The following is a 24,192-nucleotide window of genomic DNA, read 5'->3' on the forward strand; positions in this document are numbered from 1 at the left end:
TCGATAAAAGGGCGCAAGCACTTGTCTTATCTCGTTTGACCCCATCCTCGGTATGCGGGCAGAGTTATAGGGAAAACCCTTATCTCAAGGTATAATTACGGCGAGAGAGAAAGGTCCCAACCATGCCTGAACGTTTCCAAACCCTTGAAAAATTTGTGTTTTCCCTCGTCGTGATGTCCGCCATCGTGTGCTCGGCCTTCCTTGCGTACGAGCGTCACCCCGAGATCAAGATCGCGCTGCACGAAGGCGAAGCGCTGATGCGCGAGAGCGCCAAGTACTCGGTCATCTGCTCGCCGTCCAAGGTCGATCCTTGCGTCGAGATGTCCGCCTACTGAGCGGCCTGACTGAGCGACTTTTCCGCCTTTCGGACTTGCCCTACATCACTGCCGGCCTGAATGCCTTAAAGTCGCGTTCATCAGGTATTCAGAAACCGGCCGCAAGATAGGGCGGACGCACGAACCCGTTACGTGCCGAGTCGCTGGCGTAAGCAGCCCCGCATTCAGCCGGCCCCGCTTCGAGCAATCGAGCGGGGCCGTTCTGTTGGTGCGTGTCACACGACGTGCCGCGGTTCACCACCGACGAACGCGGCGATGTTGTCCACGAGCTGATCGGCGAGCGCCTGCATCGCCTCGTCGCTCGCCCACGCGACGTGCGGCGTCAGGATGAACGCCGGATGCGACAGGATCGCGTGAAACGGATGCGCGGCCGGCAACGGCTCCTGCGTGACCACGTCGAACCCCGCGCCCGCGATCTGCCCCGACTGCAACGCATCGACGAGTGCGCTTTCGTCCACGAGCCCGCCGCGCGCGGTATTGATCAGCAGCGGCCGGCGCGCCATCCGCGCAAACGCGTGTGCGTCGATCAGGTGCCGAGTGGCCGGCGTGAGCGGGCAGTGCAGCGTGATCACGTCGCTGTCGCGCAGCAGCGTGTCGAGCGGCGCATGACCGTCGCCCGATGTGTCGCCGTGCGCCGCGAACAGCACCCGCATGTCGAGCGCACGCGCGATGGCGGCCACCGCGCGCCCGAGCACGCCGTCGCCGACGATCCCGAGCGTCGAACCGGCCAGGTCGCGAATCGGGTGGTCGAAGAAGCAGAACTGCCCGCTGTCGAGCCAGCGCCCCGCGCGCACCGCGTCGCGATAAGCGACGAGGCTGCGCCGCAGCGCGAAGATCAGCGCGAACGTATGCTCGGGCACCGTGCGCACCGCATAGCCGCGAATATTGCTCACGACGATCCCGCGTGCCGCACAGGTATCGAGATCGACGATGTCCGTGCCGGTCGCCGCGATCGCGATCATCCGCAACGGCCGCGCGGCGGCGAGGGCCGCCGCGTCGAGCCGCACCTTGTTGGTCACGACGATGTCCGCGTCGCGGATGCGCGCCGCGACCTCGTGCGCGGCTGTCCGGTCGAATATCTGCACTACGTGCGGGAACGGAAACGGCTTCAGCCCGGTCTGCGGCGACAGCGTCGCGCGGTCGAGGAACACGATCTTCGCGGGAGCGGAAACGGAAAACATGGCGGGTCTCGCTGGCAGGCGCCCGGTGGCGCGGAACGGCTTCGATTCTGCCGGCGGCGCGTGCGCCATCGTTTGATCGTTGCGCGAGCGGGCTTTCCTGCAAGGAAAGGCAGAGGCTCGCTACGTGATCGACACCATGCTCGCACCGACGACCGACTTTCCGTTTCGGAAAGGCGGGTTGAGCATCGATCGATTTTCGCCGGGCGCGAACGCCGTCATGATCGCCGTCATCGACAACACGCTTTCATCGGAGACAGTCATGACACGCCCCTGGACGGCATCCGCGTGCTGGAGCTTGGCCAACTGATCGCCGGGCCGTTCGCGGGCCGGATGCTCGCCGAATTCGGCGCGGAGGTCATCAAGGTCGAGCCGCCGGGCGTCGGCGATCCGCTGCGCAAATGGCGGCTGCTGCACGACGGCACGTCGGTCTGGTGGGCCGCGCAGTCGCGCAACAAGACCTCGCTCACGCTCGACCTGCGCACGCCCGAAGGGCAGGACGTCGTGCGCCGCCTCGTCGCCGACACCGACGTGCTGATCGAAAACTTCCGGCCCGGCACGCTCGAAGGCTGGGGGCTCGGCTGGGACGCACTGTCCGCAATCAATCCGGGGCTCGTGATGCTGCGCGTGTCGGGCTTCGGGCAGACGGGCCCGTATCGCGACCGGCCCGGCTTCGGCGTGATCGCCGAGGCGATGGGCGGCCTGCGCCACCTGACCGGCGAACCGGGCCGCACGCCGGTGCGCGTCGGCATCTCGCTCGGCGATTCGCTGTCGGCGCTGCACGGCGTGATCGGCGTGCTGCTGGCGTTGCGGCATCGCGAGCAGCAGGGCGGCAAGGGGCAGGTCGTCGACGTCGCGCTGTACGAATCGGTGTTCAACATGATGGAAAGCCTGCTGCCCGAATATGCGGCGTTCGGCGCGGTGCGCGAGCCGGCCGGCAGCAGCCTGCCGGGCATCGCGCCGACCAACGCGTACCGTTGCCGCGACGGCAAGTACGCGCTGATCGCCGGCAACGGCGACAGCATCTTCCGGCGCCTGATGGAACTGATCGGTCGCCCCGATCTGGGCAACGATCCGGCGCTCGCCCACAACGACGGGCGCGTCGCGCAGGTCGCGCGCATCGATGCGGCGATCGGCGAATGGAGCGCCCGCCACGACCTCGACGACGTGCTCGCCGCGCTGAACGACGCGCGCATTCCGTCCGGACGCATCTACGACGTAGCCGACATCGCGGCCGACCCGCACTACCGTGCGCGCGACATGATCGTCGACGCCGCGCTGCCCGACGGCACGCCCGTGCTGGTGCCGGGCATCGTGCCGAAACTCGACGCGACGCCCGGGCGCATCGAGCGGCCGGCGCCCGCGCTCGGCGCCGATACCGATGCGGTACTCGAATCGCTCGGCATCGATGCGGCGACGCGCGACGACTGGCGTACGCGCGGCGTGATCTGAAACAACCATCGGGACGAACCCATGAACCGGCATCCGCAACGACTCCATATCCACGAAGTCGCGACCCGCGACGGTTTCCAGAACGAGGCCGCGTTCGTCGACACCGACGACAAGATCGCGCTCGTCGACGCGCTGAGCGCCTGCGGCTACGCGAAGATCGAGGTCACGTCGTTCACGTCGCCGAAGGCAATTCCCGCGCTGCGCGACGCGGAAGCCGTGATGCACGGCATCGTGCGCGCGCCGGGCGTCGTCTATACGGTGCTCGTGCCGAACGTGCGCGGCGCCGAGCGCGCGCTGTCATGCGGCGTCGACGAGGTGAACCTCGTGATGTCGATGAGCGAGAGCCACAACCGCGCGAACCTGCGGATGACGCGCGAGCAGTCGTTCGCGCAGTTGCGCGACGTGATCGACACGGTGCGCGGCACGGGTGTCGCGATCAACGTGTCGCTGTCGACCGCGATGGGCTGCCCGATGGAAGGCGACGTGTCGGCAGAAACGGTGCTCGCGTGGATGCAGCGCTTCGCGGATCTCGGCGTGCACGGCTTCACGCTGTGCGACACGACCGGCATGGCGTTTCCGTCGCAAGTGCGCAATCTGTCGCGCCGCGCACGCGAGCGCTTCGGCGCGTTGCAGCTCACGCTGCACTTCCACAACACGCGCGGGATGGCGCTTGCCAACACGCTCGCGGCGCTCGACGCCGGCATCGACCGCTTCGACGCGTCGCTCGGCGGGCTCGGCGGCTGCCCGTATGCGCCGGGTGCGACCGGCAACGCGTGCACCGAGGAACTGGTGCACATGCTCGAGCTCGACGGCTACGATACGGGCATCGATCTGGCGGCCGTGCTCGCCGCATCGGCGCGGCTGCCCGCGCTGATCGGGCACGACGTGCCGAGCCAGATCCTGAAGGCCGGCCTCCGCTCCGACCTTCATCCGCCGCCGCGCGCCGACGCCGGCGACATGCCCGCGCAACGCGCTTTCTCGTGAATCGTGAACCCCAACAGAAACAGGAGCGAATTCCATGACGCTGATCGACCATCTCGATCATCTCGTGCTGACCTGCGTCGATCCGGAACGGACGAAGCATTTCTACACCGAGGTGCTGCAGATGCAGCTCGAAACCTTCGGCGCGGGCCGGCTCGCGTTCCGTTTCGGCAACCAGAAGATCAACCTCCACGTGCGCGGCGCGGAATTCGAGCCGAAAGCGCATGTGCCGGTGCCGGGCGCGCTCGACCTGTGCTTCATCGCGTCGGTTCCGCTCGACGACGTGATCGCGCACCTGCGACGCGTCGACTGGCCGATCGTGGAAGGGCCCGTCGAACGCACGGGCGCGACGCAGAAAATCCGCTCGGTCTACGTGCGCGATCCCGACCTGAACCTGATCGAAATCTCCGAGCTGATCTGACGTGCCGGGTGCAGTCGCCCGCGCGGGCACCCGCACGCTGCGCGCCCGGCGCCACAGTCCTTCGCCGAAAGCGGACAGGCACGCGCCGCGCCCGCCGATTCCGGATAGCCGTGCGCGACCGCACTGCGGATAATGGCGCAACGGCGTCGGCCCGGCCGCCGCCTTCGCCGCGCGCACGGCGCCAACCCGCCGCGCGCATCCGCAACCTGATCCGGGCGATTCCCCAATGACGATCCTCTATCGCGGCATGGACCGCGCGGCGCTCGACGCCGCGTACCTGAACACGAAGGCTGTTCCCGATTTCCCCGCGTTGCTCGCGTCATGCCAGGCGCGCAGCGCGGCGCTGTATGCCGCGACGCCCGGCCGCCGCGACCTGCGCTACGGCGCGCAACCCGCGCAGCGATTCGACTGGCTGCCGTGCGGGCGGCGCGATGCGCCGCTGTTCGTGTTCATCCACGGCGGCTACTGGCAGCACTGCACGAAAGAGGATTTCGCGTATGCGGCGAGCGGGCCGCTCGCGCGCGGCTACGACGTCGTGCTCGCCGAATACACGCTCGCGCCGGTCGCGACGATGACCGATATCGTCGGCGAGATCGGCGCGCTGCTCGACCATCTCGCGGCCGACCGCGACGGCCTCGGGATCGCGGGGCGGCCGATTCATCTGAGCGGCCACTCCGCGGGCGGCCATCTGACGGCGATGCACCGCGCACATCCGGCCGTCGCATCGGCGCTTGCGATCAGCCCGCTCGTCGATCTCGAACCGATCGCGCTGTGCTGCCTGAACGACAAACTGCAGCTCACCGCACACGAGGTCGACGCATACAGTCCGCTGCATCACATCGAGCCCGGCGCCCCGACCGTCGTGGCGGTCGGCGATGCGGAACTGCCCGAACTCATCCGGCAGGCAGACGAATACGCGACGGCGTGCGAAGCCGCCGGCGAGCGAATCGCCCGCACGTGGCTGCCCGGCATGCAGCACTTCGCGGTGCTCGACGATCTCGCGACGCCCGACGGCGCGATGCTCGCCGCATTGCACGCGATCGCGCCGCGCTAGCCGCGCCGTATCGCGCGCGCATGGCCGGGCGTATGATCGGCGTCAGGCCGGCGCGATGACGGCGTACCCCGCACGGCCTTCCAGGACCCCACGACATGGTGAACCCGCTTCATTTCGATCTGCAGTCGCTGCGCGTGTTCGCGCTCGTCGCCGAGCACGGCAGTCTGACGAAGGCCGCCGAACACGGCCAGCTCACGTTGTCCGCGGTCAGCAAGCGCATCGCCGAACTCGAAAGCGTGACCGGCAGCGCACTCTTCGTCCGGCATGCGCGCGGTGTCGAGCTGACGCCCGCGGGCCGCGCGCTGCTCGATCATGCGGCGAAGGTGATCGAACAGGTCAACCGGATGGCGCACGAGATGAGCGACTACGTCGCCGGCGTGCGCGGCCATATCCACGTCTGGACCAACACGTCCGCGATCGTCCAGTTCCTGCCCGCCGATCTCGCCGCGTTCCTCACCGACAACCCCGGCATCAAGGTCAGCCTCGAGGAGCGGCTGAGTCACGAGATCGTCGACGCGCTCGCGTCGGGCAAGGCCGATCTCGGCGTATTCGCCGACAACGTGCCGGCGCCCGGCATCGAACGGCGGCTGTACCGGCGCGACGAGCTCGTGCTGCTCGTGCCACGCACGCACCGGTTCGCCGCGCGCGAGCGCATCCGCTTCGCGGATACGCTCGACGAGGACTACGTGGGCTTGAGCGACGGCAGTTCGCTGCTCGCGCGGATGACCGACGCGGCGTTCGCGGCCGAGCGCTCGCTGAAGCTGCGAATCCAGGTATCGAATTTCGACGGGGTGAGCCGGATGATCGAGGCCGGACTCGGCATCGGCGTGCTGCCGCGCGATGCGGTGACCGGCGAGCGCGCGGCGCGGCTCGGTGTCGTGACGCTCGACGACGCGTGGGCGACGCGCACGCTGTGGGTCGGCGTGAAGGCGGGCAGCGTGCTGACGACCGACGTCGCGAAGCTGTTCGATTTCATGTCGGCGCGGTGAATGCGATGGAACGCGACGCACGGGGTGCGGCTCCGCACGCCGCGTGCCGATCGCCGCGTCAAACCGGATTGATCTCGTCCTGGCTGCGCCGCGTGGTCAGCGGCCCGAGCACGCGCAGCGTGACGGCGACGATGCCGAGTGCGGCCGAGATCACGCCGAACATCGCGCCCGCGCCGTAGTGGCCGAGCACCGGCAGCAACACGAACGGCAGCGCGCCGCTCACGATGCGCGACAGCGCATAGGTACTGCCGATCGCCGTCGAGCGCACGCGCGCCGGGAAGATCTCGGCCTGATACACGTGATACGCGTTGCTGAACACGTTCGACGCACAGGTCGTCAGGAACCCGAAGCCGACGATCAGCACCGTATTGCCCGAATAGGCGAAGCACAGCCCGAACACCGCGATCGACAGGATCGACACGATCACGAGCGTACGGCGCTCGATCCAGTTGAGCAGCGGAATCGACAGCAGCGAGCCGATCGGATAGCCGATGAACGACAGCGCGATGAACAGCGTGCTGTCCGTCACGTCGAAGCCGCGGCTTTTCACGACCGTGCCGGCGAGCGTGCCGAACCCGTAGTAACCGAAGCCCTGCAACAGGTGAAAGATCGCCAGCATCACATAGCGCGCGCCGTACGGTTGGCGGCGCAGCAGCGCGATGCGCTCGCCGAGCCCGAGCGGCCGCTGCGGCTCGACGGGTTCCGCGAAATGTTCGGGCACGCGCACGCCGGCGCTTTCCGCGAAACGCCGCAGCGCCGCGTGCGCATCGGCCGTGCGGCCTTGCGCGAGCAGCCAGCGCGGGCTTTCCGGCAGCCGGTGCTGGACGAGCAGCACGTACACGGCGCCGAGACTGCCGATCGCGAGGATGATGCGCCAGCCGGCGACGCCCGCCACCTGCAACGGATTCAGCCACAGCGCGAGAAAGCCGACGAGCGGCACCGCGACATACGAAGTCGTGTAGGCCCACGCGGCGAGCCGCCCGCGCTTGTCCTTCGGCAGGATTTCGGACAGGAAGCTGTCGGCGACCGGATAGATCGCGCCGACGCCGATGCCCGTCAGGAACCGGCATGCCACGAGCATGTCGGCGTTCACGGAAAACGCACCGACCAGCGAGAACGCGCTGTACCACCCGAGCGTGAGCAGGAACGCCTTGCGTCGGCCGATGCGGTCGGCCAGGCTGCCGAGGCACATCGCGCCGACGAACATGCCGATGAACGCCGACGCCAGCAATAGCTTGAAATCGGCGCTTTGCCGGCTCAGCCCGTATTCGTGCTGCAACGCGGAGCCGATCGTACTGACGAGAAAAATCTCGTACATGTCGAAGAACAGCCCGACGCCGATTACCCAGACGACGAATCGATGCAATGCGCCGACCGGCAGATCGTCCATGAAATCGCCGAGCGTGACGCGGCGGCCGGGAAGGGCTGCCGCATCGGCGCCGGCGCCTGCTGAAGCGGCCGGCGGCCGGGCGGATTCAGGGCCGCCGGCATGGCCGCCTAGGTCGAGGGATTGGCTGTTCATCGTGTCTCCTGATTATCGATATGCCGTGGCGCGGGGCCTGGCGTTCGCGACCGGTGTAACGCGCCGGCCACGCGACGCGACGGCAGGCATCGCCGGGCGCGTGCAAGCGCCGCCCGTGCGGGCTGCGCCGATCGTCCGATACATGGTGGGCAAATCGGCGGCACGTGATAATTGCGGATGTTTCAAGCGTCCTTTCCTGAGCAGAAAGGGTAGGGCGCGCGTGGCGGCCCGTATTCGCCTGGCAGGCCAGTGCAGCCTGCGTGGCGGAGGGGCGTATCGAAAACGATGCGCATCCGCGCCATCCCGCGGGGCGGGAAAACCATGACGCCTGCTGTGTGGGCGCCAACACAACCGTCGCCGGCCAGATCGCGCGCGCCGCGGATGTGCAATGTCCTGTATCTGCGCCGAACGCGGATACAGTGCGATACAACGCCCGCGCGCGGGTTCGCTATAAAGCAGGCATGACCTCTTTCGGAGCCCGTCATGTCTGCCACCTGGTTCAAAGGGTCCTGCCATTGCGGGGCCGTCAAATTCGAAGTCATCGCGGCCATTGCACCGGCCGTCCGCTGCAACTGCAGCCTGTGCCGTCGGCGCGGCGCGCTGATGAGCCCGATGTTCGCCGCCGCCCACCTGACGATCGTCGAAGGCGAGGACGCGCTGACGTGCTATCACTTCAACACGCACACCGCACGCCACTATTTCTGCAGCCGGTGCGGCGTCTATCCGTTCCACCAGACCCGCAAGGACCCGGCATGCTGGCGCGTCAATCTCGGTTGCCTCGACGGCGTCGATCCGACCGCGCTCGACGCGACGGTCCTCGATGGCGCGAGCCTTTCGGTCGTGGAGGAAGCATGAAGCGCTGGCTGATGATCCTGCTGTTTGCCGCGGGCGGGCTCGCGACCGAAATCGCGCATCCGGTGCAGTGCACGCTGCTGTCGATCAGCCGTCAGCCAACCGGCAAGCGCCGCGAGCCGGGCTGAACGAGCGCGGCGCGCGTCAGCCGATCGACACCAATTATCATGCTTCCGATAAGATCGCATGCGATATATAATGCGGTTATCTGCGACCGTTCGCGTCGCTGGAGGAAGTCCATGAAACCGACCGAAACCCCGTCGTCCGCCGCACCGAAGCTGTCCGAGTTCCTGTGCTTTGCGATCTACTCGGCGAACCTCGCGTTCGGCAAGGCGTACAAGCCGATCCTCGACGAGCTCGGCCTCACGTATACGCAATACATCACGATCATTGCGCTGTGGGAGCAGGACAACCAGACCGTCGGCCAGCTCGGCGAGAAGCTGTTTCTCGAATCCAATACGCTGACGCCGATCCTGAAGAAGCTCGAGGCAATGGGCTACCTGGAGCGGCACCGCGATCCGTCCGACGAACGCCAGGTGCTCGTCAGCCTGACGAAAAGCGGCCGACGCGTGCGCGAGAAGGGGCTCGACATGAACCTGGTCGAAGCCACCGGGCTGAAACCGGACGAGTTCGCCAAGGTACAGAAGGCGATCGTCACGCTGCGCGGCAACCTGATCCGGTCGACCGAAGCCTGAAAGCACTCAGGCACGACAAGCGGCCGACGCGGAAATCGCGCCGGCCGCATTGTCATGCGTGCGCATCGCCCAGCACCATCAGGTGCATCTCGCGACGGACCACGAAACCGAGTGCGAGATAACGTTCGATCGCCACCCGGTTCGTCGTGAGGACGTGCAGGAACGGCGTTTCCGCACGCGCGCCGATCGTCGCGATCAACGACCGGATCAGCCGCGCGGCAAGCCCTTGCCGGCGAAACGCGGCATCCACGCAGACGGCGCTGATCTCGGTATAGCCGTCGACCTGCATCCGCTGGCCGGCCATCGCGGCCAGTCGGCCTTCACTGCGCACGCCGATGTAGTGGCCAAGCTCGAACGTACGCGGGCCGAACGGACCCGGCTGCGCGGCGGCGGTCAGCGCGAGCATGTCAGGCACGTCGGCTTCCCCGAGCGGAACAGGCTCCGCTTCGTGCGTCGTGTCCAAGGTTCCTTGCCAGGTCATTTGAAGTAACGTCGCTCGCCGAATCACCGACAAAGCTGCCGGCGGCTCGATCTCGTCCGGCGTGACGAGCGCCGCCGGCCCGTGTGCGGCGATCAGCCCGCACAGCGCGTCGAACGACGCCGGGCTCGTGTCGTCGATCGCGGCAAATGGCGCGATGGCCGTCGGGAACCGCACCGCACGACCATCGCCGAGCGCAAAGCGGCGCTGCCTGCCCGTGAGCGCATTCCAGACGACCCGGTCGAGCACGTGCGCATCGGTTGTCGCGTTTCCGGTCATGGCGTCCGGCATTGGCGGCTCCTTGGTGGAAGGTGGGTGCCGCACAGAATAATCCCGGATGGGGGCGGGCGGATAGCATCGCGAACGCAGACCCGGGCAACCCCAATAGAAAAGCGCACGCGATTACATCGCATGCGCTTTATATGGCGGACTTCAGTGGCCGAATTCGCCGTGCCGCGCTCAATGCCCGAAATAAATCGAGCGCTCGGCGGTGCGCAGCGTGTTTCGGCTGCCGGACTGCGCGGCACCGCCGGCATCGCTGCCGTAACCGGCTGCCTGCGTATCGGCCGCGACGGCGCCGTCGTCGCGAATCCGTTTCAGCGCCGCCTGGATATTGGTCGGGTAGTTCGGATCGTTGGGGCGGTTCGGCTGGTAGCCGGCTTGCTGCAACGCGGCCAGTTCCGCACGCACCTGCGCACGTGTGACAGTGCTTTCGCCGGCAAAAACCGGTGCGGCGACGGAGGCCGACACGGCAACGAGAAGGGCGGAAATCAGTTGGGTCTTCATCATTCACCTCGACAAAATCGAATCAGGAATAAACAGGGATCAGGGTTCACGTACCGGGCGTGGTGCTCAGTGACCGAAGTACACCGAGCGCTCGGCCACGCTTGCGACATACCGGCGGCCGGATTGCGTCGCGGTGTCGCCGTTGCCGCCGTAGCCGGAAGCCGGTGCGTTGGCCGCGACGGCGTCGTCGGCGTGGATCTGCGTCAATGCGGCCTGCAGATCGTTGGGGTAGGTGGCATCCGTCGCGCGGTTCAGCGGATAGCCGACGTGTTGAAGCTGCGCGAGTTCGGCGCGCACCTGCGCACGCGTCACGGTGGCTTCATTGGCAAACGCGGGAGCGGCTACGGCAGCCGAAACAGCGACGAACAGGGCAGCGATCAATTGGGTTTTCATGTTTCACCTCGATGGAAAAGGAATCGGGAATTCGGGAGGGGGCGCTCGGCCGCCCGGTGCAACGTTCAGGCGATCCGGATCTCGACGTCGATGTTGCCGCGCGTCGCCTTCGAATACGGGCAAGTCTGGTGCGCGGCGTCGACGATGCGTTGCGCGACGTCGCGCTCGAGCCCCGGCACGCTCACGTTCAGCCGGGCTTGCAGGAAGTACGCGTTGCCCGCCGTGCCGAGGTCCACTTCGGCGTCGACCGCGAGATCGGCCGGCAGCGTCACCTTCGCAGCACGCGCCGCAAGCTGCATCGCGCCGATGAAGCAGGCCGACCAGCCGGCCGCGAACAGCTGTTCCGGGTTGGTGCCGGTGCCCGCGCTGCCCGGCGACGACAACTGGATGTCGAGGCGGCCATCGGAACTGCGCGCGGCGCCGTCGCGGCCGCCGGAAGTCGTATGCGTCTTGCCCGTGTACAGCACTTTGTCGATCTTGCTCATCATTTACTCCGTCGGTTGAGGTTTGTTTCAGATGCGATTCGATCGCATGCGACGCAGTTTCCGCCTGATGCCCACCTGAGTCAAGCGTATTCGATTAAATCGCATACGATATTTTGTATTTCAATGTATCTGGATCGTGTCATGCCTTGCAGGGCAGGGCTTTCAGACGATCCAGACCTGATTAATCCCGCTGTTGCCGGTCCGACGGTGCCGTCTCGCCGATGGGGGTTCTTCAGATGCTCGGCAGGTGCTCGCCGCGCTGGAGCCGGATACGCCGACGTTGCGTCCGCTGTTCGGCAAAGCGGTGCCCGACGTTGCGTCCAGGCGCCTCGACGCGCCGCGCGAAGATCGAAGCATGGCGCGATCTCAGCGAGGGAGCCGATTTTCTGGTGATTTGATGGCCTGAACCTTCTGCCTCGGAACATGCAGTTCGATCAAGCGATACCACTATTCGGATAACTTTTCTTATCATAATAGGTTCATTGAAAATCCAAACTGGCGTCCATTGAAACGCGCCCGACCCGACGCACTCTTATGCCCTGATACCGAACATGCTCGCCATCAGGGCAGGGGGAATTGCCGTAAACGCGTGTTCGACGCCTGCTGTCCGCCGCCTATAATCGGTATCAACTTTTCCAGGAAAACGCGCTTACCAAGGTGAGGGGGCCAAATGGGAGAGTGCCGTTACATCTGTTCGCGCTTCGTCCTCACAAGCTCGATCGCCGGCCTGACAATGCTGGCGTGCCCGGTACACGCGCACGCCGAGGATGGTCCTTCGAGTAGTTCGCCGAGCGGGTTCGAATCATCGGAGAGAACGCTCAACGCCTATGCGGTGTACGGCGACGGACGAGCGACCGAGGGTGGCGATATGCATTGGCGTGCGTACGAAGTCGGCTTCGGTGACGTCTTGAACGATTACCTGTCGGTCTACCTCGCGTACATGAACGAAGGGCATCCGTTGAATCACCATCGTGACGGTTTTGCCGCCCTGGGTTCGTTTCGTTGGCCGGTCGGCAGTCGCCTGGCGCTCGAATTTTCGGCGGGCCCGTACTTCAGCATGGACACGACCCATGTCGACGGCCAGCCACGCAATGACAAGCGCTGGGGCGTGCGCGCGTCGGCAGCGGTGCGATATTACGTCGTTCCCAAGCGCTTCTTTCTCAAGGTGCAGTACAACCACGTCCAGATGATCGGCGGATTCAATTCCGACGCGGTGCTCTTCGGCATCGGCTCGGATTTCGGCGGCGACCCTGGCCCTGCGTTTTCGGACGGCAAGACGCAGATCGGCGTTTGGGCCGGGACGTCTCAGACGAACCGTCCTCAAGTGCCGATCGAAAGGGGGTACATGGTCGAAGTCAAGCGGCCGCTCGGCAATGCGTGGGCCTATTCGGCGAGCTTCGTCTACGAAGGCAACAATGGCGTGGCCGGCCGACGCGGCGTGGCCGCGCAACTCTGGTACGTCGCGCCGATCAAGAGCAAATGGACGCTGTCGGCGGGCGTCGGTCCGTATCTCTCGCGGGATCGGAACGACGGCTCGGGCAGGACGCGACTCAATGCGTTGCTCAGCGCGCAAGTGGCCTATCAGGTGACGAACGATTGGGCGGCGAGCCTGCGCTTCAATCGTGTCGCAACCGGCAACGACAAGGATCAGGACATGTTCATGGTTGGCGTGGCGCGAAACTTCTAGGCGCTCGTTCTTCTGCGCCCGCGCATTCTGTTGAACAAAACCGGCTGGACCGCGCTCCCGTAACCGGGCGACCAACCGGCGCATCTGTCGTGCCGCCAGTTATGTCGATAATGTTGATTATGTCAAATAAGAGAAATCGACGGCAGCGAGGCGCTGCTGGCCAAGCGTCCTCGCGTTCAAACCCTGCATCTCTGCACTTGACCTGAGGCCGGCTCCCGGTCCAGCTCGTTCTTCGTCGTCCCGGCGCGGGCCGCGGGCCGCGCGCCGGGACCGGTTGCCGCCTGGCGGCTTCCTCCCTGTCAGAACCGGTACGTCGCCCCGACCTGGAAGAAACGACCAAGGTTCGTGTAGAGCGACTGGTCATAGCCAGTGATGTCGGGCACGGCTTGCCACTCGACGTCGAACGGCGGCTTCTTGTCGAAGAGGTTCGTGATGCCGCCGTAAATCGTCCAATGCTTGAAGCCGCGATAGTTGAACATGAGGTTGAACTGGCTGTACGACGCCACCGATCCCGTACCGCCGTCGCCGAATTCCGCGGCCACGGCGTTCGTATATGGCCCCGTGTATTGCCAGGTCAGCGTGGTAGTCAGTTGCCGGTAGTCCCAGCTCACGCTCGTATTGCCCTTCCAGCGCGGATTGCTCGCGCCGAACGGCTGCAGCAGCGCAAGGTTGTTGCCGGCGAAGTCCTGCGGTGCGGTTCCGGGGCTGTGCAGCTTGAAGTGCCACACATAAGTCCAGTCGCCTGCGAGCGTGAACGTGCCGTACTTGGTACGCAGCGCTTTGCGGAAATTGAGATCGAAGCCATCAGTGTCGAGCGCACCTAGGTTCACGAAATGCTGAACGAGGTAACGCACCGACCCGTCGGCGTTGCGCACGACACGGGAGGGATCGTTGGCGACGAGCACCGCGTTCGGATCGTCGGTGCCGATGACGCCGTCGATGCGGACCTTGTAGAACGCCGCACCGATATCGGTCATCGCATCGGGTGAAAGCTGGAAGCCGATGTTGTAGTTCTTCGTGTGCTCGGGCTGAAGATTCGGATTGCCCGCGACTTGCTCCGTCGTGAAGTGCTTGGTCGGCACACCGCTCGGATCGTTCGGATCGACGAGGTTCTGGTGAGAGAGATAGACGGCCTGCGAGTTTTCGACGAGGGTCGGCGCGCGGAAGCCACGACTGTACGATGCATACGTCGTCAGCATTTGCACCGGCTGGAAACGCAGCGCAAAACTCGGCGAAAACGCCCCGCCGAAGTCGCTGTAGTGATCGTAGCGGCCCGCCTGCGTGAACGTCAGGTTGCGCAGGATCGGAATGTCGACCTGGTAGAACGCGGCGGCGACGTTGCGCGAACCCTCCACCGTCTGCACGTTCGCGGGTGCGGATACGCCCTGCGACGCGAGCGTCTGCGGGTTGATCGTCGACGATTCGTGACGGAACTCGGTGCCCAGGCCCAGGCCGACCGGGCCCCCGGGCAGCGTGAAGAGATTCGACGTCGAGGCCTTGGCTGTCACGCTGTCGACCTTCGAGATGGCCTGCTGATCGTCGTCCGTGAAAACGCCGTTCAGGCCGTTTGGCGTGGCGGCCGGGTTCGAGAAGTTGTAGGTGCCGTTCGCGAGCATGTTCTCGAGGCCCGCGACGTTGATCCGGTTGCGATACGTCGTATCGACGGTGCTCTGCGAGTGGCCGTAATCGGCCGACCAGTCCCACGCGCCGAATCTGCCCGTGTCGAACGAACCTTTGACGCCCGTGTTCGCCATCCAGAACGTCGATACCGTGTCCGCCCCTACTACGTTGCCCGGGAAGGTCAGGTTGATCGCCGTCGGCACGCCGAACGGGTTATAGGGGTTGCTCACCGGTACGGTGCGCGGCAGCGGCGAAACGGACCCGGTCGACGGGTTGTAGACGTTCGTCGTGCTCGAGATCGAGGCCGGTCCCTGCAACTGGACGGTTTCATCGCGGCTCACCCAGAAGCCCGCATAGGCCTGCGTGTTGTCGTCGATCTTGAAGGTGGCGCGCACCTTCGCGTTCAGGCGCGTCGTGGACGGAACGAGCGATGTCGATGCGGCCGGGTTATACGTGCAATTGGTCGCGCTCGTCTTGCTGCCCGGCGGGCACGGCGAGAGCGGCACCCTGGAGCCGTCCGCCAGCGACCAGTACGATTGCTGGTTCGGCCCGAGCGGCGCTGCCAGCCCGCCGGGATATTGCGTGAAGTCTTGCGCCGACGTCATGTCGCGATCGCCGAGCGTCGAGCCCGAATCGCGGTAATAGCTGGCGGCCGCGGTGACGTTGAAGCGATCCGAATTCAGGTCGCCGAAGCCGGCCAGTACACTGAAGTTGCCCTGCCCGTCACCCGGATGCTGCGCCTTGCCGAGTTGGCCGTCGATCTGCAGGCCCTGAAAGTTCTTCTTCGTAATGATGTTGACGACGCCCGCGATCGCGTCCGAGCCGTAGACGGATACCGCGCCGGTCTTGACGATCTCGACGCGCTCGACCATGTTCAACGGGATCGCGTTGACATCGAAGAACGTGTCGGTGAAGTTCACCGACTGCGCATAGTTCGCGACGCGCTGGCCATCGACGAGCACGAGCGTGTATTTCTCGCTGAGCCCGCGCAACGCCATGCCGGCGCCGCCGGGGGCCGAGCTGTTCATCGTCGTCTGGCCCCAGCTGCTTGCGGAATTGGCCGAGGTCGAACGCAGGAAATCGGCAACCGTCGTGTATCCGCTTTGCTGGATTTCCTTCGCGGTGATGACCTGCACCTCGGTGTGACCGACCTTGTCGGATGTACGGATCAGCGAGCCCGTCACTTCGAACTTGTCGAGCTTTTTCACGGTCTGCCCGCCCGCGGCGGTGCCCGATGCCGGCGCGGGCGCGGCGGCGGCCGTGCTGCCGGTTTGCTCGGCGGCGACGCTCCCGTCGACAGGCGTTGTCTGCGCGTAAGCGGAGGTACCCAAAGCCGCCGTCAACGCGACTTCAGCCCATACGATGCTGCGTATTGCCGATCCCAAAGCCGTTGGTTTCATAACACCCCTCTGTCGTCGCAAGGCCTCACCTTTTTGTATGCACGGAGATTCGCCGGCCTTTAAATAGCGTTGCCCCGCGTTCCTGATTCGTCGTCTGGCAATCAAAAAACCATTCCGTCCGTCCGCTCATTCCTTTCAAATTTATTTCTTCCACTGAAGAGTGGAATGAATTTGAAATAAAAGAAACGGCATTCCTATAGAGTTAGGAAACCTAATTACATGGATCGATCTTTCCGTGCATCGAACGACCGCATACAAGATGCCCCTGGAACATTCGCACCATGGCGCTTCGTCAATTAGCGCGCATGTGTTGCCAGGAAAGGCAGTCGCTCGTTGAAGGGCTGCTTTACGTCTTCACTTTTAAAGTCTTAATGCACGGCATCTTCATTACCGTTCACTACCAAAGTTTTACGTTGGACGCGAACATAGCAGGACAGAATCGATGCGTCAAAAAATATTTGATGCCACATAACTTTGTTTAGGTGCAATAGATGCACTCGGTTGGTGCCGAATAAAAATCGATATGGCTCATCCGCCGCTACCGTTGTTCTGTCTTCCTTGTGCGACTGCCTTTTCCACCCGCTCGCGCATGCGCCGCAATGGAGCACGCGACCGGTACTCGTCAGACCGAACTTTTTTGTTTACCAGAGAGGAGACACGAATCCTTGGCATGGAAACAGTCCGAACGTGTGATCCATGAATCCCGTCGTGTAGCGTTCCGCGATCAACAGATCGGACTCCTGATAGCACAGCCATTCGAGCACGTGCTAGGCGTCGCGCACCCGTCATCCCGTGATCGCACCGCCAACGTCCCGTCGCGACCATCAATCGATCTCCAGATTTTCAGCTGTTTCCACGCGCTGCGCGTCGCGCTTCGTCACCGCCGCATGCCGCCCGCGCCGGCCTGCGGATACCACCACCCGAAACGCCACCGGCGCGAACACGAGCCCGAACATCGTCGCAGCGAGCACGCCCCCGAACGCACCCGTGCCGATCGATCGCCGGCTTTCCGCACCCGCGCCGGTCGCCAGCACGAGCGGCACGACGCCCAGCAGGAACGCCATCGACGTCATCATGATCGGCCGGAATCGCGCGGCGGCCGCGTCGATCACCGCCTGCCGCAGCGGCACGCCGCTCCCGGCCAGATCGCGCGCGTACTGCACGATCAGGATCGCATTCTTCGCCGCCAGCCCGACCACCGTGATCATCCCGACCTTGAAATACACATCGTTCGGCATCCCGCGCGCGAGCGCCGCCGCGATCGCGCCGATCATGCCGAGCGGCACGATCGTCAGCACGGACAGCGGGACCGTCCAGCTTTCGTACAGCGCGGCAAGCGCCATGAAAACCGCGAGCACGGACAGCCCGACGAGCAGCGGCGTTTGCCTCGCGGCAACCTGCTCCTCGCGCGCCGCATCGACCCAGTCGAAGCCGATCCCGACCGGCAGTGCGCCGGCGAGCCGCTCCATCTCCGCCATCGCCGCGCCCGAACTCGTGCCGGTCGCCGCGCGGCCGCTGATGTCGAGCGACGGATAGCCGTTGTAGCGATTCAGCATCACCGGGCCGACCGTCCAGTGCGGCGCGGCGATGGCCGACAACGGAACCATGTCGCCGGTGCGGTTCGGCACCGTCAGCGCCATCAGTTGCGCATCGGTCGTGCGCGCGGCCGGGTCGGCCTCGATGATCACCCGCCGCATTCGGCCCGATGCCGGAAAATCGTTGATGTAGTTCGAGCCGAACGTGCCGCCCAGAAGGCCCGCGATTCGCTCGAACGGCACGCCGAGCGCATACGCCTTCGCACGATCGACATCGAGTTCGATGCGCGGCGCGTCCGGCAGGTCTTCGAAATGCACGGCGGCGAGCAACGGATCCGCTTTCGCTCGTCCGGACAACTGCTCGCGAGCCGCCTTCAACGCGTCGAGCCCGACGCCGCCGCGATCCTCGAGCCGGAACGTGAATCCGTCGGAATGCCCGATGCCGCGCACCGACGGCGGCAGCGACGCCTCGACGTCGCCGTCGAGGATCGTGCCGAAACGCCCGTTGAGCCGGTCGCGCAACGCCATCGCGTCGACGTCGCGCCGCGCCCAGTCCTTCAGCTCCACGAACGCCATCCCGACGTTCTGCCCGCTGCCCGCGAAACTCCAGCCGATCACGCTCGTCACGTTCGCGATCGCCCGCTCCCCGCGCAGGATCGCCTCGACACGCTCGACGACCGCGAGCGTGCGCGCCTGCGTGGCGCCCGCCGGCAACTGGATCATCACCTGCAGTTGCCCCTGGTCCTCGGTCGGCAGGAAGCCGCCCGGCATCATCCAGTACAGCAGCCCGCATGCGATCACGAGCACCGCGTAGACCGCCACGACCATGCCGGTGCGGCGCACGGCGAGCACCGCGAGACGGCGATAACCGGATTCGACGCGCGCGAAGAACGTACCGAAGCAGGTGGCCAGATGCGTGCCGATGCCACGTCGCCGCGCGTGGCCGATTCCGCCGTCGTGTCGCGCGACCGGCTTCAGCAGGTTCGCGCACAGCGCGGGCGTGAGCGACAGCGCCATGAACGACGACACCAGCATCGAAGCGATCATCGCCACCGCGAACTGCCGGTAGATGCCGCCGACGGCGCCCGGAAAAAACGCCATCGGCACGAATACGGCGGTCAGCACCGCGGTCACCCCGACGATCGCACCGCCGATCCGCTTCATTGCGCGGCGCGTGGCGTCGCGCGGCGACACGCCCTCCTCCATCACCCGGTGCACGCTCTCGACGACGACGATCGCATCGTCGACAAGGATGCCGATCGCCAGCACGAGACCGAACATCGTGAACACGTTGATCGACAGTCCGAACGCCCACATCGCGACGAACGCACCCATCAGCGTGACGGGAATCACGACGGTCGGCACCAGCGTGTAACGCAGATCGCGCAGGAACAGCCACATCACGCAAAACACCAGCACGACCGCCTCGACGAGCGTCAGCACGACCTCCCGGATCGCGATCGTCACGAAATGGGCGCCATCGAACGGAATCTCCATCGCCACGCCCGGCGGCAATACCCTCGACAGTTCGGCAAGCCGCGCACGGATCGCGTTCGACGTTTCGAGCGCGTTGCCGCGCGGGCCGAGCTGAATGCCGACGGTGGCCGCCGGCCGGCCGTTCAGCCGCGAATAGAACGAATAGTCGTCGCGGCCGATTTCGACACGCGCGACGTCGGCGACGCGCACCACCGAACCGTCCTGCTTCGACTTCAGCACGATCCGGCCGAACTCCTCCGGCGACGTCAGCTGTCCCTTGACGACGATCGTCGCGGTGAGCTGCTGGCCGCGCTCGAACGGCGCATCGCCGATCGCACCGGCCGTCACCGTCGCGTTCTGCACGCCGATCGCCGCGATCACGTCGTCGGCGCCGAGGTCGTATTCACGCAATTTGTTCGGATCGAGCCAGACCCTCAGCGCCTCGCCGGCGTCCCACAGCTCGGCCGCGCCGACGCCCGGCGCACGCTTCAGTTCGCGCAGCACGTAGCGGTTCAGGTAATCGCCGAGTTGCGCGGAATCGCGCGTGCCGTCGGTCGACGTCAGCGTGACGAGCATCAGGAACGTGTTCGCTGCCTTGAATACGCCGATCCCCTGCTGGACGACCTGCTGCGGCAACCGCGGCTCGACCTGCTTCAGCCGGTTGTTCACGTCGACGAGCGCGATGTCCGGATCGGTGCCGGGCGAAAACGTGACGTCGATCTCGAGATTGCCGTGACCGTCGCTGCTCGTCGCGTAATACAGAAGCCCGTCGGCGCCGTCGAGGCTTTCCTCGATGATGCTGCCGACGTCGCCGTCGACCGTCTCGGTCGACGCGCCCGGATACGCGGCCGTGATCACGACCCGCGGCGGCGCAAGCCGCGGATACTGCGCGATCGGAAGCTGCGGAATGGCGAGCACGCCCGCGACGACGATTGCGAGCGCAACGATCCACGCAAAGACGGGACGATCGATGAAGAACGACGGCATCGGCATGCGTCAGCGAACCGCCGGCGTTTCGGCGCGGGACCGCGGAACGGCATCACCGCCGGCGCCGCCGCACGGCGTGTGGGCGGCCTGGGCGTACTTCGCCCGGTTCACGTCAATCATCGGTTCTCTCTCGGGAACCGCGCACCGGCGCCAGCATCGACGACGCCAGCAGCGCGCGCGTATACGGATGGGACGGCGCCTGCAGCACGTCGAGCGTATCGCCCTCCTCGACCACCCGCCCCGCCTTCATCACCACGACCCGGTGGGCCATTGCACGCATCACCGCGAGATCGTGCGTGATGAACAGGTAGCTCAGCTTGTACTTCTTTTGCAGATTCGTCAGCAGATTCAGCACCTGCTTCTGGATGGACACGTCGAGCGCGCTCGTCGGCTCGTCCAGCACCAGCAGCTCCGGCTCCACCGCCAGCGCGCGCGCGATCGCGATGCGCTGGCGCTGGCCGCCGGAAAATTCGTGCGGATAGCGAAGCATCGCCTCGGCCGGCAGGCCGACCTCCTGCAGCAGCGCGGCGACCCGCGCGCGCCGCGCGGCGCCGGCAACCTGCGGCCGGTGCACGGCGAGCCCCTCGCCGACGATCTGCTCGACCGTCATCCGCGGCGACAGCGAGCCGAACGGATCCTGAAACACGACCTGCATCCTGCCGTACAGCGCGTGCCTGCCGCCCGTCGTCCGCAGCGCGTCCAGCGGCATGCCGTCGATTTCGATCGAGCCCGCGGCCGGCCGCTGCAGGCCGAGCACCGTCGCCGCCAGCGTCGATTTTCCCGAGCCCGATTCGCCGACGATTCCCAGCGTTTCGCCGCGCCTCAGGTTCAACTTCACATCGTGCACGGCGCGGAACGTCGTCTTGCCGAGCACCGCGCGCCAGCCCTTCGCCGCGATGCGGTAATCGACGGCGAGGTCCTGCACGTCGAGAATCGTCTGCGCGCCGGCCGCGACCGGCTCGACGTCCCGCTGCGGGGCGCTGTCGAGCAGCCGGCGCGTATAGGCGTGCTGCGGCGCGGCGAACAGCGCGTCGGTCGTGTTCGTCTCCACGAGCACGCCCTGCTCCATCACGGCCACGCGCTGCGCAAAACGCCGCACGAGATTCAGGTCGTGCGTGATCAGTAGCACGGCCATCCCGCGCGCGGCCGCCTCTTGCTCCTGCAGTTCGATCAGCAGGTCGACGATCTGCTGGCGCACCGTCACGTCGAGCGCCGTCGTCGGCTCGTCGGCCAGCAACAGCCGCGGCCGGCATGCCAGCGCCATCGCGATCATCGCGCGCTGCCGCTGCCCGCCCGACAACTGATGCGGAAAGCTGTCGATGCGCCGTTCCGGCTCCGGAATCCCGGTGCGCCGCAGCAGCGCGATCCCCCGCTCGCGCGCATCGCCCGGCCGCAGCCCCTCGTGCAGCCGCAGGCTCTCGGCGATCTGCTTGCCGATCGTATACAGCGGATTCAGCGCCGTCATCGGTTCCTGGAACACCATCGCGATGTCGGCGCCGCGAATCCCGCGCATCTGCCGTTCGGTCTTCGCGAGCAGGTCCTCGCCGTCGAACAGCATCCGTCCCGACAGCGTCGCCTGCTGCGCGAGGCGCAGGATCGACAGCGCCGTCACGCTCTTGCCCGACCCCGATTCGCCGACGAGCGCCACGCGCTCGCCGCGGCCGACCGACAGGCTCAGGTCCTGCACGGCCGCCTTCGCGCCGAAGCGCGCCGAAAACCCGTCGATCTGAAGCAACGCGTTCGCCATCATCGCTCCCCGCCGAATGCCGAGCCGCGCGAGCGCGTGTCGAGCGCGTTGCGCAGCGCGTCGCCCATGAAGGTCAGCAGCAGCAGCGTGATGACGAGCGCCGCGAACGCGGAGATCGAGATCCACCACGCGTCGAGGTAGTTCTTGCCTTCCTGCAGCAGCTCGCCGAGGCTCGGCGTGGGCGGCTGCACGCCGAGGCCGAGGAAGTCGAGGCTCGTCAGCGACAGGATCGCCGCGCTCATCCGGAACGGCAGGAACGTGATCACCGGCGTCAGGCTGTTCGGCAGCACGTGCCGCCACATGATCTGCCAGTTCGACAGCCCCATCGTGCGCGCGGCCTTCACGTAGTCGAGCGCGCGGTTGCGCAGGAACTCCGCGCGCACGTAGTCGGACAGCACGAGCCAGCCGAACATCGACAGCAAGATGAACAGCAACCACAGCGAAGGAGTGAAGATCGATGCGAAGATGATCAAGAGGTACAGGTCCGGCAACGCACTCCAGATCTCGATCAGGCGCTGCCCGATCAGGTCGGTGCGGCCGCCGTAGAAGCCCTGCAGCGCGCCGGTCAGCACGCCGACCAGTACCCCCGACACGGTCAGCGCGAACGCCATCAGCACCGACAGCCGGAACCCGTACAGCAGTCGCGCGAGCACGTCGCGGCCGAACTGGTCGGTGCCGAGCCAGTTGCTCGCCGACGGCGGCGCCGGATACGGCCGCGATGCGAAATAGTCGATCGTGTCGTAACGGTAGCGATTCGGCGGATAGATCGCGAAATTGCCGCCTGTCTCGAGCTTCGCGCGAATGTACGGGTCGAGATAGTTGGTCTTCGCCGGAAAGTCGCCGCCGAACTCGGTCTCCGGATAGTCCTTCACGATCGGAAAGTAATAGTGCCCGTCGTAGCGCACGAGCAGCGGCCGATCGTTCGACAGGCCGTCGGCACACAGGCTGAGCACGAACAACGTCGCGAAGATCGCGAGGCTTGCATAGCCGAGCGGCTGCGCACGAAAGCGCTGCCACGTGCGCCGCCACGGCGACGGCGACGACGCGCACGCTGGATCAGTGGTCCAGGCGGCTGAACTGGATACGGGGGTCGACGAGGACATAGCAGATATCCGCGATAAGCTTGGTCAGCAGACCGATCAGGGTGAACAGGAACAGCGAGCCGAGCACGACCGGATAGTCGCGGCGGATCACCGAGTCGTACGACAGTTGCCCCATCCCGTCGAGCGAGAACAGCGTCTCGATCAGCAGGTTGCCGTTCAGGAATGCACCGACGAACGCGGCCGGCAACCCGGTGAGCAGCGGGATCGCCGCATTGCGCAACACGTGCTTCCACAGCACGTCGCGCTCCGGCGCCCCTTTCGCGCGCGCGGTCAGCACGTATTGCCGGCCGATTTCATCGAGGAACGTGTTCTTCGTCAGGATCGTGACGATCGCGAAATTGCCGATCACCGACGCGGTGACCGGCATCACCATGTGCCACAGATAGTCGAGCGTCTTGCCGATCAGCGTCAGGTCGTCGAAGTTGTCCGACGTGAGCCCGCGCATTGGGAATACCTGCCAGAACGTGCCGCCGCCGAACAGCATCAGCAGCAGCACGCCGAGCACGAAGCCCGGCACGGCATAGCCGGTCAGCACCAGCACGCTCGTCACGGTGTCGAACCGCGAACCGTTGCGCACCGCCTTCGCGATGCCGAGCGGCACCGACACGAGATACGTGAGGATCACCGTCCAAAGCCCGAGCGTGATCGACACCGGCAGCTTCGAGCGGATTACCGCCCACACGCTGCGGTGCGCGAAGTAGGACTGGCCGAGGTCGAACGTCGCATAGCTTTTCAGCATCAGCACGTAGCGTTCGAGCGGCGGCTTGTCGAAGCCGAACTGCTTGCGAATCTGCTCGATCTGCTGCGGGTCGACACCCTGGCTGCCGTGGTAGCCGCCCGCGCCTCCGCCCGCCTCCCCGCCGCGCGCGCTGCCGTGGCGCAATTGCGCGAGCACCTGTTCGACCGGGCCGCCCGGCACGAACTGCGTGACGGCGAACGTGATCGTCACGACGCCGATCAGCGTCGGGATCATCAACAGCAGGCGCCTGAGTATGTATGCCAGCATGGTTGTTCTC

At 65.8% G+C, this 24,192-nt stretch carries 22 protein-coding genes; 11 read left to right on the forward strand and 11 right to left on the reverse strand.

Annotated elements, in window-relative coordinates:
- Positions 1 to 122 precede the first annotated feature (122 nt).
- The gene (locus SY91_RS11630) at positions 123 to 335 is read left to right on the forward strand and encodes a hypothetical protein (protein ID WP_043887401.1); all 213 of its coding nucleotides are present in this window, start codon (positions 123 to 125) and stop codon (positions 333 to 335) included.
- Positions 336 to 550: 215 nt separating this feature from the next.
- Here the strand turns inward: SY91_RS11630 and SY91_RS11635 are convergent, their stop codons facing one another.
- On the reverse strand, positions 551 to 1,516 hold the full coding sequence (locus SY91_RS11635; RefSeq protein WP_043887411.1) for a D-2-hydroxyacid dehydrogenase: 966 nt from the start codon (positions 1,514 to 1,516) through the stop codon (positions 551 to 553).
- Positions 1,517 to 1,640: 124 nt separating this feature from the next.
- Here SY91_RS11635 and SY91_RS11640 point away from each other — a divergent pair, with 124 nt between their 5' ends.
- From SY91_RS11640 to SY91_RS11665, 6 genes are all read left to right on the forward strand, one after another.
- Positions 1,641 to 1,823, forward strand: a complete 183-nt coding sequence (locus SY91_RS11640) for a hypothetical protein (protein ID WP_185921162.1) — start codon at positions 1,641 to 1,643, stop codon at positions 1,821 to 1,823.
- Entirely contained in the window at positions 1,763 to 2,965 is a 1,203-nt protein-coding gene (locus tag SY91_RS11645; RefSeq protein ID WP_185921153.1) for a CaiB/BaiF CoA transferase family protein, read from the forward strand. Before SY91_RS11640 ends, SY91_RS11645 begins: the two co-directional genes overlap by 61 nt.
- Before the next feature lie 21 nt (positions 2,966 to 2,986).
- Positions 2,987 to 3,949, forward strand: coding sequence for a hydroxymethylglutaryl-CoA lyase (locus tag SY91_RS11650; RefSeq protein ID WP_043887397.1), 963 nt, complete (start codon positions 2,987 to 2,989; stop codon positions 3,947 to 3,949).
- Between the two features lie 34 nt (positions 3,950 to 3,983).
- A complete protein-coding gene (locus SY91_RS11655; RefSeq protein ID WP_023475950.1) occupies positions 3,984 to 4,367 on the forward strand; it encodes a VOC family protein in 384 nt (127 codons plus the stop codon).
- A 226-nt stretch (positions 4,368 to 4,593) separates the two neighbouring features.
- Positions 4,594 to 5,421 (forward strand): alpha/beta hydrolase, encoded by an 828-nt coding sequence (locus SY91_RS11660; protein ID WP_023475948.1) that lies wholly within the window; start codon positions 4,594 to 4,596, stop codon positions 5,419 to 5,421.
- A 95-nt stretch (positions 5,422 to 5,516) separates the two neighbouring features.
- Complete coding sequence (locus SY91_RS11665) at positions 5,517 to 6,410, forward strand: LysR family transcriptional regulator (RefSeq protein WP_006475999.1); 894 nt, start codon at positions 5,517 to 5,519, stop codon at positions 6,408 to 6,410.
- Positions 6,411 to 6,468: 58 nt separating this feature from the next.
- Here SY91_RS11665 and SY91_RS11670 read toward each other — a convergent pair whose 3' ends face one another.
- On the reverse strand, positions 6,469 to 7,932 hold the full coding sequence (locus SY91_RS11670; protein ID WP_023475947.1) for an MFS transporter: 1,464 nt from the start codon (positions 7,930 to 7,932) through the stop codon (positions 6,469 to 6,471).
- A 483-nt stretch (positions 7,933 to 8,415) separates the two neighbouring features.
- Here SY91_RS11670 and SY91_RS11675 point away from each other — a divergent pair, with 483 nt between their 5' ends.
- The 3 genes from SY91_RS11675 (at position 8,416) to SY91_RS11680 (ending at position 9,479) form a co-directional block, all read left to right on the forward strand.
- Positions 8,416 to 8,787 carry a GFA family protein gene (locus SY91_RS11675; RefSeq protein ID WP_023475946.1) on the forward strand — a complete coding sequence of 124 codons (372 nt, stop codon included), beginning with the start codon at positions 8,416 to 8,418 and terminating at the stop codon, positions 8,785 to 8,787.
- Complete coding sequence (locus tag SY91_RS35030) at positions 8,784 to 8,912, forward strand: hypothetical protein (protein WP_012328505.1); 129 nt, start codon at positions 8,784 to 8,786, stop codon at positions 8,910 to 8,912. Before SY91_RS11675 ends, SY91_RS35030 begins: the two co-directional genes overlap by 4 nt.
- 111 nt (positions 8,913 to 9,023) lie before the next feature.
- Complete coding sequence (locus SY91_RS11680; RefSeq protein ID WP_012328506.1) at positions 9,024 to 9,479, forward strand: MarR family winged helix-turn-helix transcriptional regulator; 456 nt, start codon at positions 9,024 to 9,026, stop codon at positions 9,477 to 9,479.
- A gap of 52 nt (positions 9,480 to 9,531) precedes the next feature.
- Here SY91_RS11680 and SY91_RS11685 read toward each other — a convergent pair whose 3' ends face one another.
- From SY91_RS11685 to SY91_RS11700, 4 genes are all read right to left on the reverse strand, one after another.
- On the reverse strand, positions 9,532 to 10,248 hold the full coding sequence (locus tag SY91_RS11685; RefSeq protein WP_023475945.1) for a GNAT family N-acetyltransferase: 717 nt from the start codon (positions 10,246 to 10,248) through the stop codon (positions 9,532 to 9,534).
- A gap of 168 nt (positions 10,249 to 10,416) precedes the next feature.
- Positions 10,417 to 10,746 (reverse strand): DUF4148 domain-containing protein, encoded by a 330-nt coding sequence (locus SY91_RS11690; RefSeq protein WP_023475944.1) that lies wholly within the window; start codon positions 10,744 to 10,746, stop codon positions 10,417 to 10,419.
- Between the two features lie 63 nt (positions 10,747 to 10,809).
- On the reverse strand, positions 10,810 to 11,136 hold the full coding sequence (locus SY91_RS11695) for a DUF4148 domain-containing protein (RefSeq protein ID WP_006475993.1): 327 nt from the start codon (positions 11,134 to 11,136) through the stop codon (positions 10,810 to 10,812).
- Between the two features lie 65 nt (positions 11,137 to 11,201).
- Entirely contained in the window at positions 11,202 to 11,621 is a 420-nt protein-coding gene (locus SY91_RS11700) for an organic hydroperoxide resistance protein (RefSeq protein ID WP_011545433.1), read from the reverse strand.
- Between the two features lie 670 nt (positions 11,622 to 12,291).
- Here SY91_RS11700 and SY91_RS11705 point away from each other — a divergent pair.
- Entirely contained in the window at positions 12,292 to 13,308 is a 1,017-nt protein-coding gene (locus SY91_RS11705) for a hypothetical protein (protein WP_043887394.1), read from the forward strand.
- A 299-nt stretch (positions 13,309 to 13,607) separates the two neighbouring features.
- Here the strand turns inward: SY91_RS11705 and SY91_RS11710 are convergent, their stop codons facing one another.
- From SY91_RS11710 to SY91_RS11730, 5 genes are all read right to left on the reverse strand, one after another.
- Positions 13,608 to 16,328, reverse strand: a complete 2,721-nt coding sequence (locus SY91_RS11710) for a TonB-dependent receptor plug domain-containing protein (protein ID WP_006475988.1) — start codon at positions 16,326 to 16,328, stop codon at positions 13,608 to 13,610.
- A gap of 824 nt (positions 16,329 to 17,152) precedes the next feature.
- Positions 17,153 to 20,326, reverse strand: a complete 3,174-nt coding sequence (locus SY91_RS11715) for a multidrug efflux RND transporter permease subunit (RefSeq protein ID WP_043887399.1) — start codon at positions 20,324 to 20,326, stop codon at positions 17,153 to 17,155.
- A gap of 112 nt (positions 20,327 to 20,438) precedes the next feature.
- A complete protein-coding gene (locus SY91_RS11720; RefSeq protein ID WP_023475940.1) occupies positions 20,439 to 22,073 on the reverse strand; it encodes an ABC transporter ATP-binding protein in 1,635 nt (544 codons plus the stop codon).
- A complete protein-coding gene (locus SY91_RS11725) occupies positions 22,073 to 23,176 on the reverse strand; it encodes an ABC transporter permease (RefSeq protein ID WP_006475985.1) in 1,104 nt (367 codons plus the stop codon). Before SY91_RS11725 ends, SY91_RS11720 begins: the two co-directional genes overlap by 1 nt.
- Positions 23,130 to 24,182, reverse strand: a complete 1,053-nt coding sequence (locus SY91_RS11730) for a microcin C ABC transporter permease YejB (RefSeq protein ID WP_011549770.1) — start codon at positions 24,180 to 24,182, stop codon at positions 23,130 to 23,132. The genes SY91_RS11725 and SY91_RS11730 overlap by 47 nt, the downstream gene beginning before the upstream one ends.
- Positions 24,183 to 24,192 lie beyond the last annotated feature (10 nt).

This window comes from Burkholderia cenocepacia, assembly GCF_014211915.1.
GTDB lineage: Bacteria > Pseudomonadota > Gammaproteobacteria > Burkholderiales > Burkholderiaceae > Burkholderia > Burkholderia orbicola.

Bases quoted from the DNA above. Each gene is read 5' to 3' on its own strand.
- SY91_RS11690 (WP_023475944.1), bottom strand. From the start codon at position 10,746: ATGATGAAGACCCAACTGATTTCCGCCCTTCTCGTTGCCGTGTCGGCC.
- SY91_RS11670 (WP_023475947.1), bottom strand. From the start codon at position 7,932: ATGAACAGCCAATCCCTCGACCTAGGCGGCCATGCCGGCGGCCCTGAA.
- SY91_RS11725 (WP_006475985.1), bottom strand. From the start codon at position 23,176: ATGTCCTCGTCGACCCCCGTATCCAGTTCAGCCGCCTGGACCACTGAT.
- SY91_RS11710 (WP_006475988.1), bottom strand. From the start codon at position 16,328: ATGAAACCAACGGCTTTGGGATCGGCAATACGCAGCATCGTATGGGCT.
- SY91_RS11730 (WP_011549770.1), bottom strand. From the start codon at position 24,182: ATGCTGGCATACATACTCAGGCGCCTGCTGTTGATGATCCCGACGCTG.
- SY91_RS11665 (WP_006475999.1), top strand. From the start codon at position 5,517: ATGGTGAACCCGCTTCATTTCGATCTGCAGTCGCTGCGCGTGTTCGCG.
- SY91_RS11680 (WP_012328506.1), top strand. From the start codon at position 9,024: ATGAAACCGACCGAAACCCCGTCGTCCGCCGCACCGAAGCTGTCCGAG.
- SY91_RS11655 (WP_023475950.1), top strand. From the start codon at position 3,984: ATGACGCTGATCGACCATCTCGATCATCTCGTGCTGACCTGCGTCGAT.
- SY91_RS11630 (WP_043887401.1), top strand. From the start codon at position 123: ATGCCTGAACGTTTCCAAACCCTTGAAAAATTTGTGTTTTCCCTCGTC.
- SY91_RS11705 (WP_043887394.1), top strand. From the start codon at position 12,292: ATGGGAGAGTGCCGTTACATCTGTTCGCGCTTCGTCCTCACAAGCTCG.
- SY91_RS11660 (WP_023475948.1), top strand. From the start codon at position 4,594: ATGACGATCCTCTATCGCGGCATGGACCGCGCGGCGCTCGACGCCGCG.
- SY91_RS11695 (WP_006475993.1), bottom strand. From the start codon at position 11,136: ATGAAAACCCAATTGATCGCTGCCCTGTTCGTCGCTGTTTCGGCTGCC.
- SY91_RS35030 (WP_012328505.1), top strand. From the start codon at position 8,784: ATGAAGCGCTGGCTGATGATCCTGCTGTTTGCCGCGGGCGGGCTCGCG.
- SY91_RS11700 (WP_011545433.1), bottom strand. From the start codon at position 11,621: ATGAGCAAGATCGACAAAGTGCTGTACACGGGCAAGACGCATACGACT.
- SY91_RS11715 (WP_043887399.1), bottom strand. From the start codon at position 20,326: ATGCCGTCGTTCTTCATCGATCGTCCCGTCTTTGCGTGGATCGTTGCG.
- SY91_RS11635 (WP_043887411.1), bottom strand. From the start codon at position 1,516: ATGTTTTCCGTTTCCGCTCCCGCGAAGATCGTGTTCCTCGACCGCGCG.
- SY91_RS11675 (WP_023475946.1), top strand. From the start codon at position 8,416: ATGTCTGCCACCTGGTTCAAAGGGTCCTGCCATTGCGGGGCCGTCAAA.
- SY91_RS11685 (WP_023475945.1), bottom strand. From the start codon at position 10,248: ATGCCGGACGCCATGACCGGAAACGCGACAACCGATGCGCACGTGCTC.
- SY91_RS11650 (WP_043887397.1), top strand. From the start codon at position 2,987: ATGAACCGGCATCCGCAACGACTCCATATCCACGAAGTCGCGACCCGC.
- SY91_RS11720 (WP_023475940.1), bottom strand. From the start codon at position 22,073: ATGGCGAACGCGTTGCTTCAGATCGACGGGTTTTCGGCGCGCTTCGGC.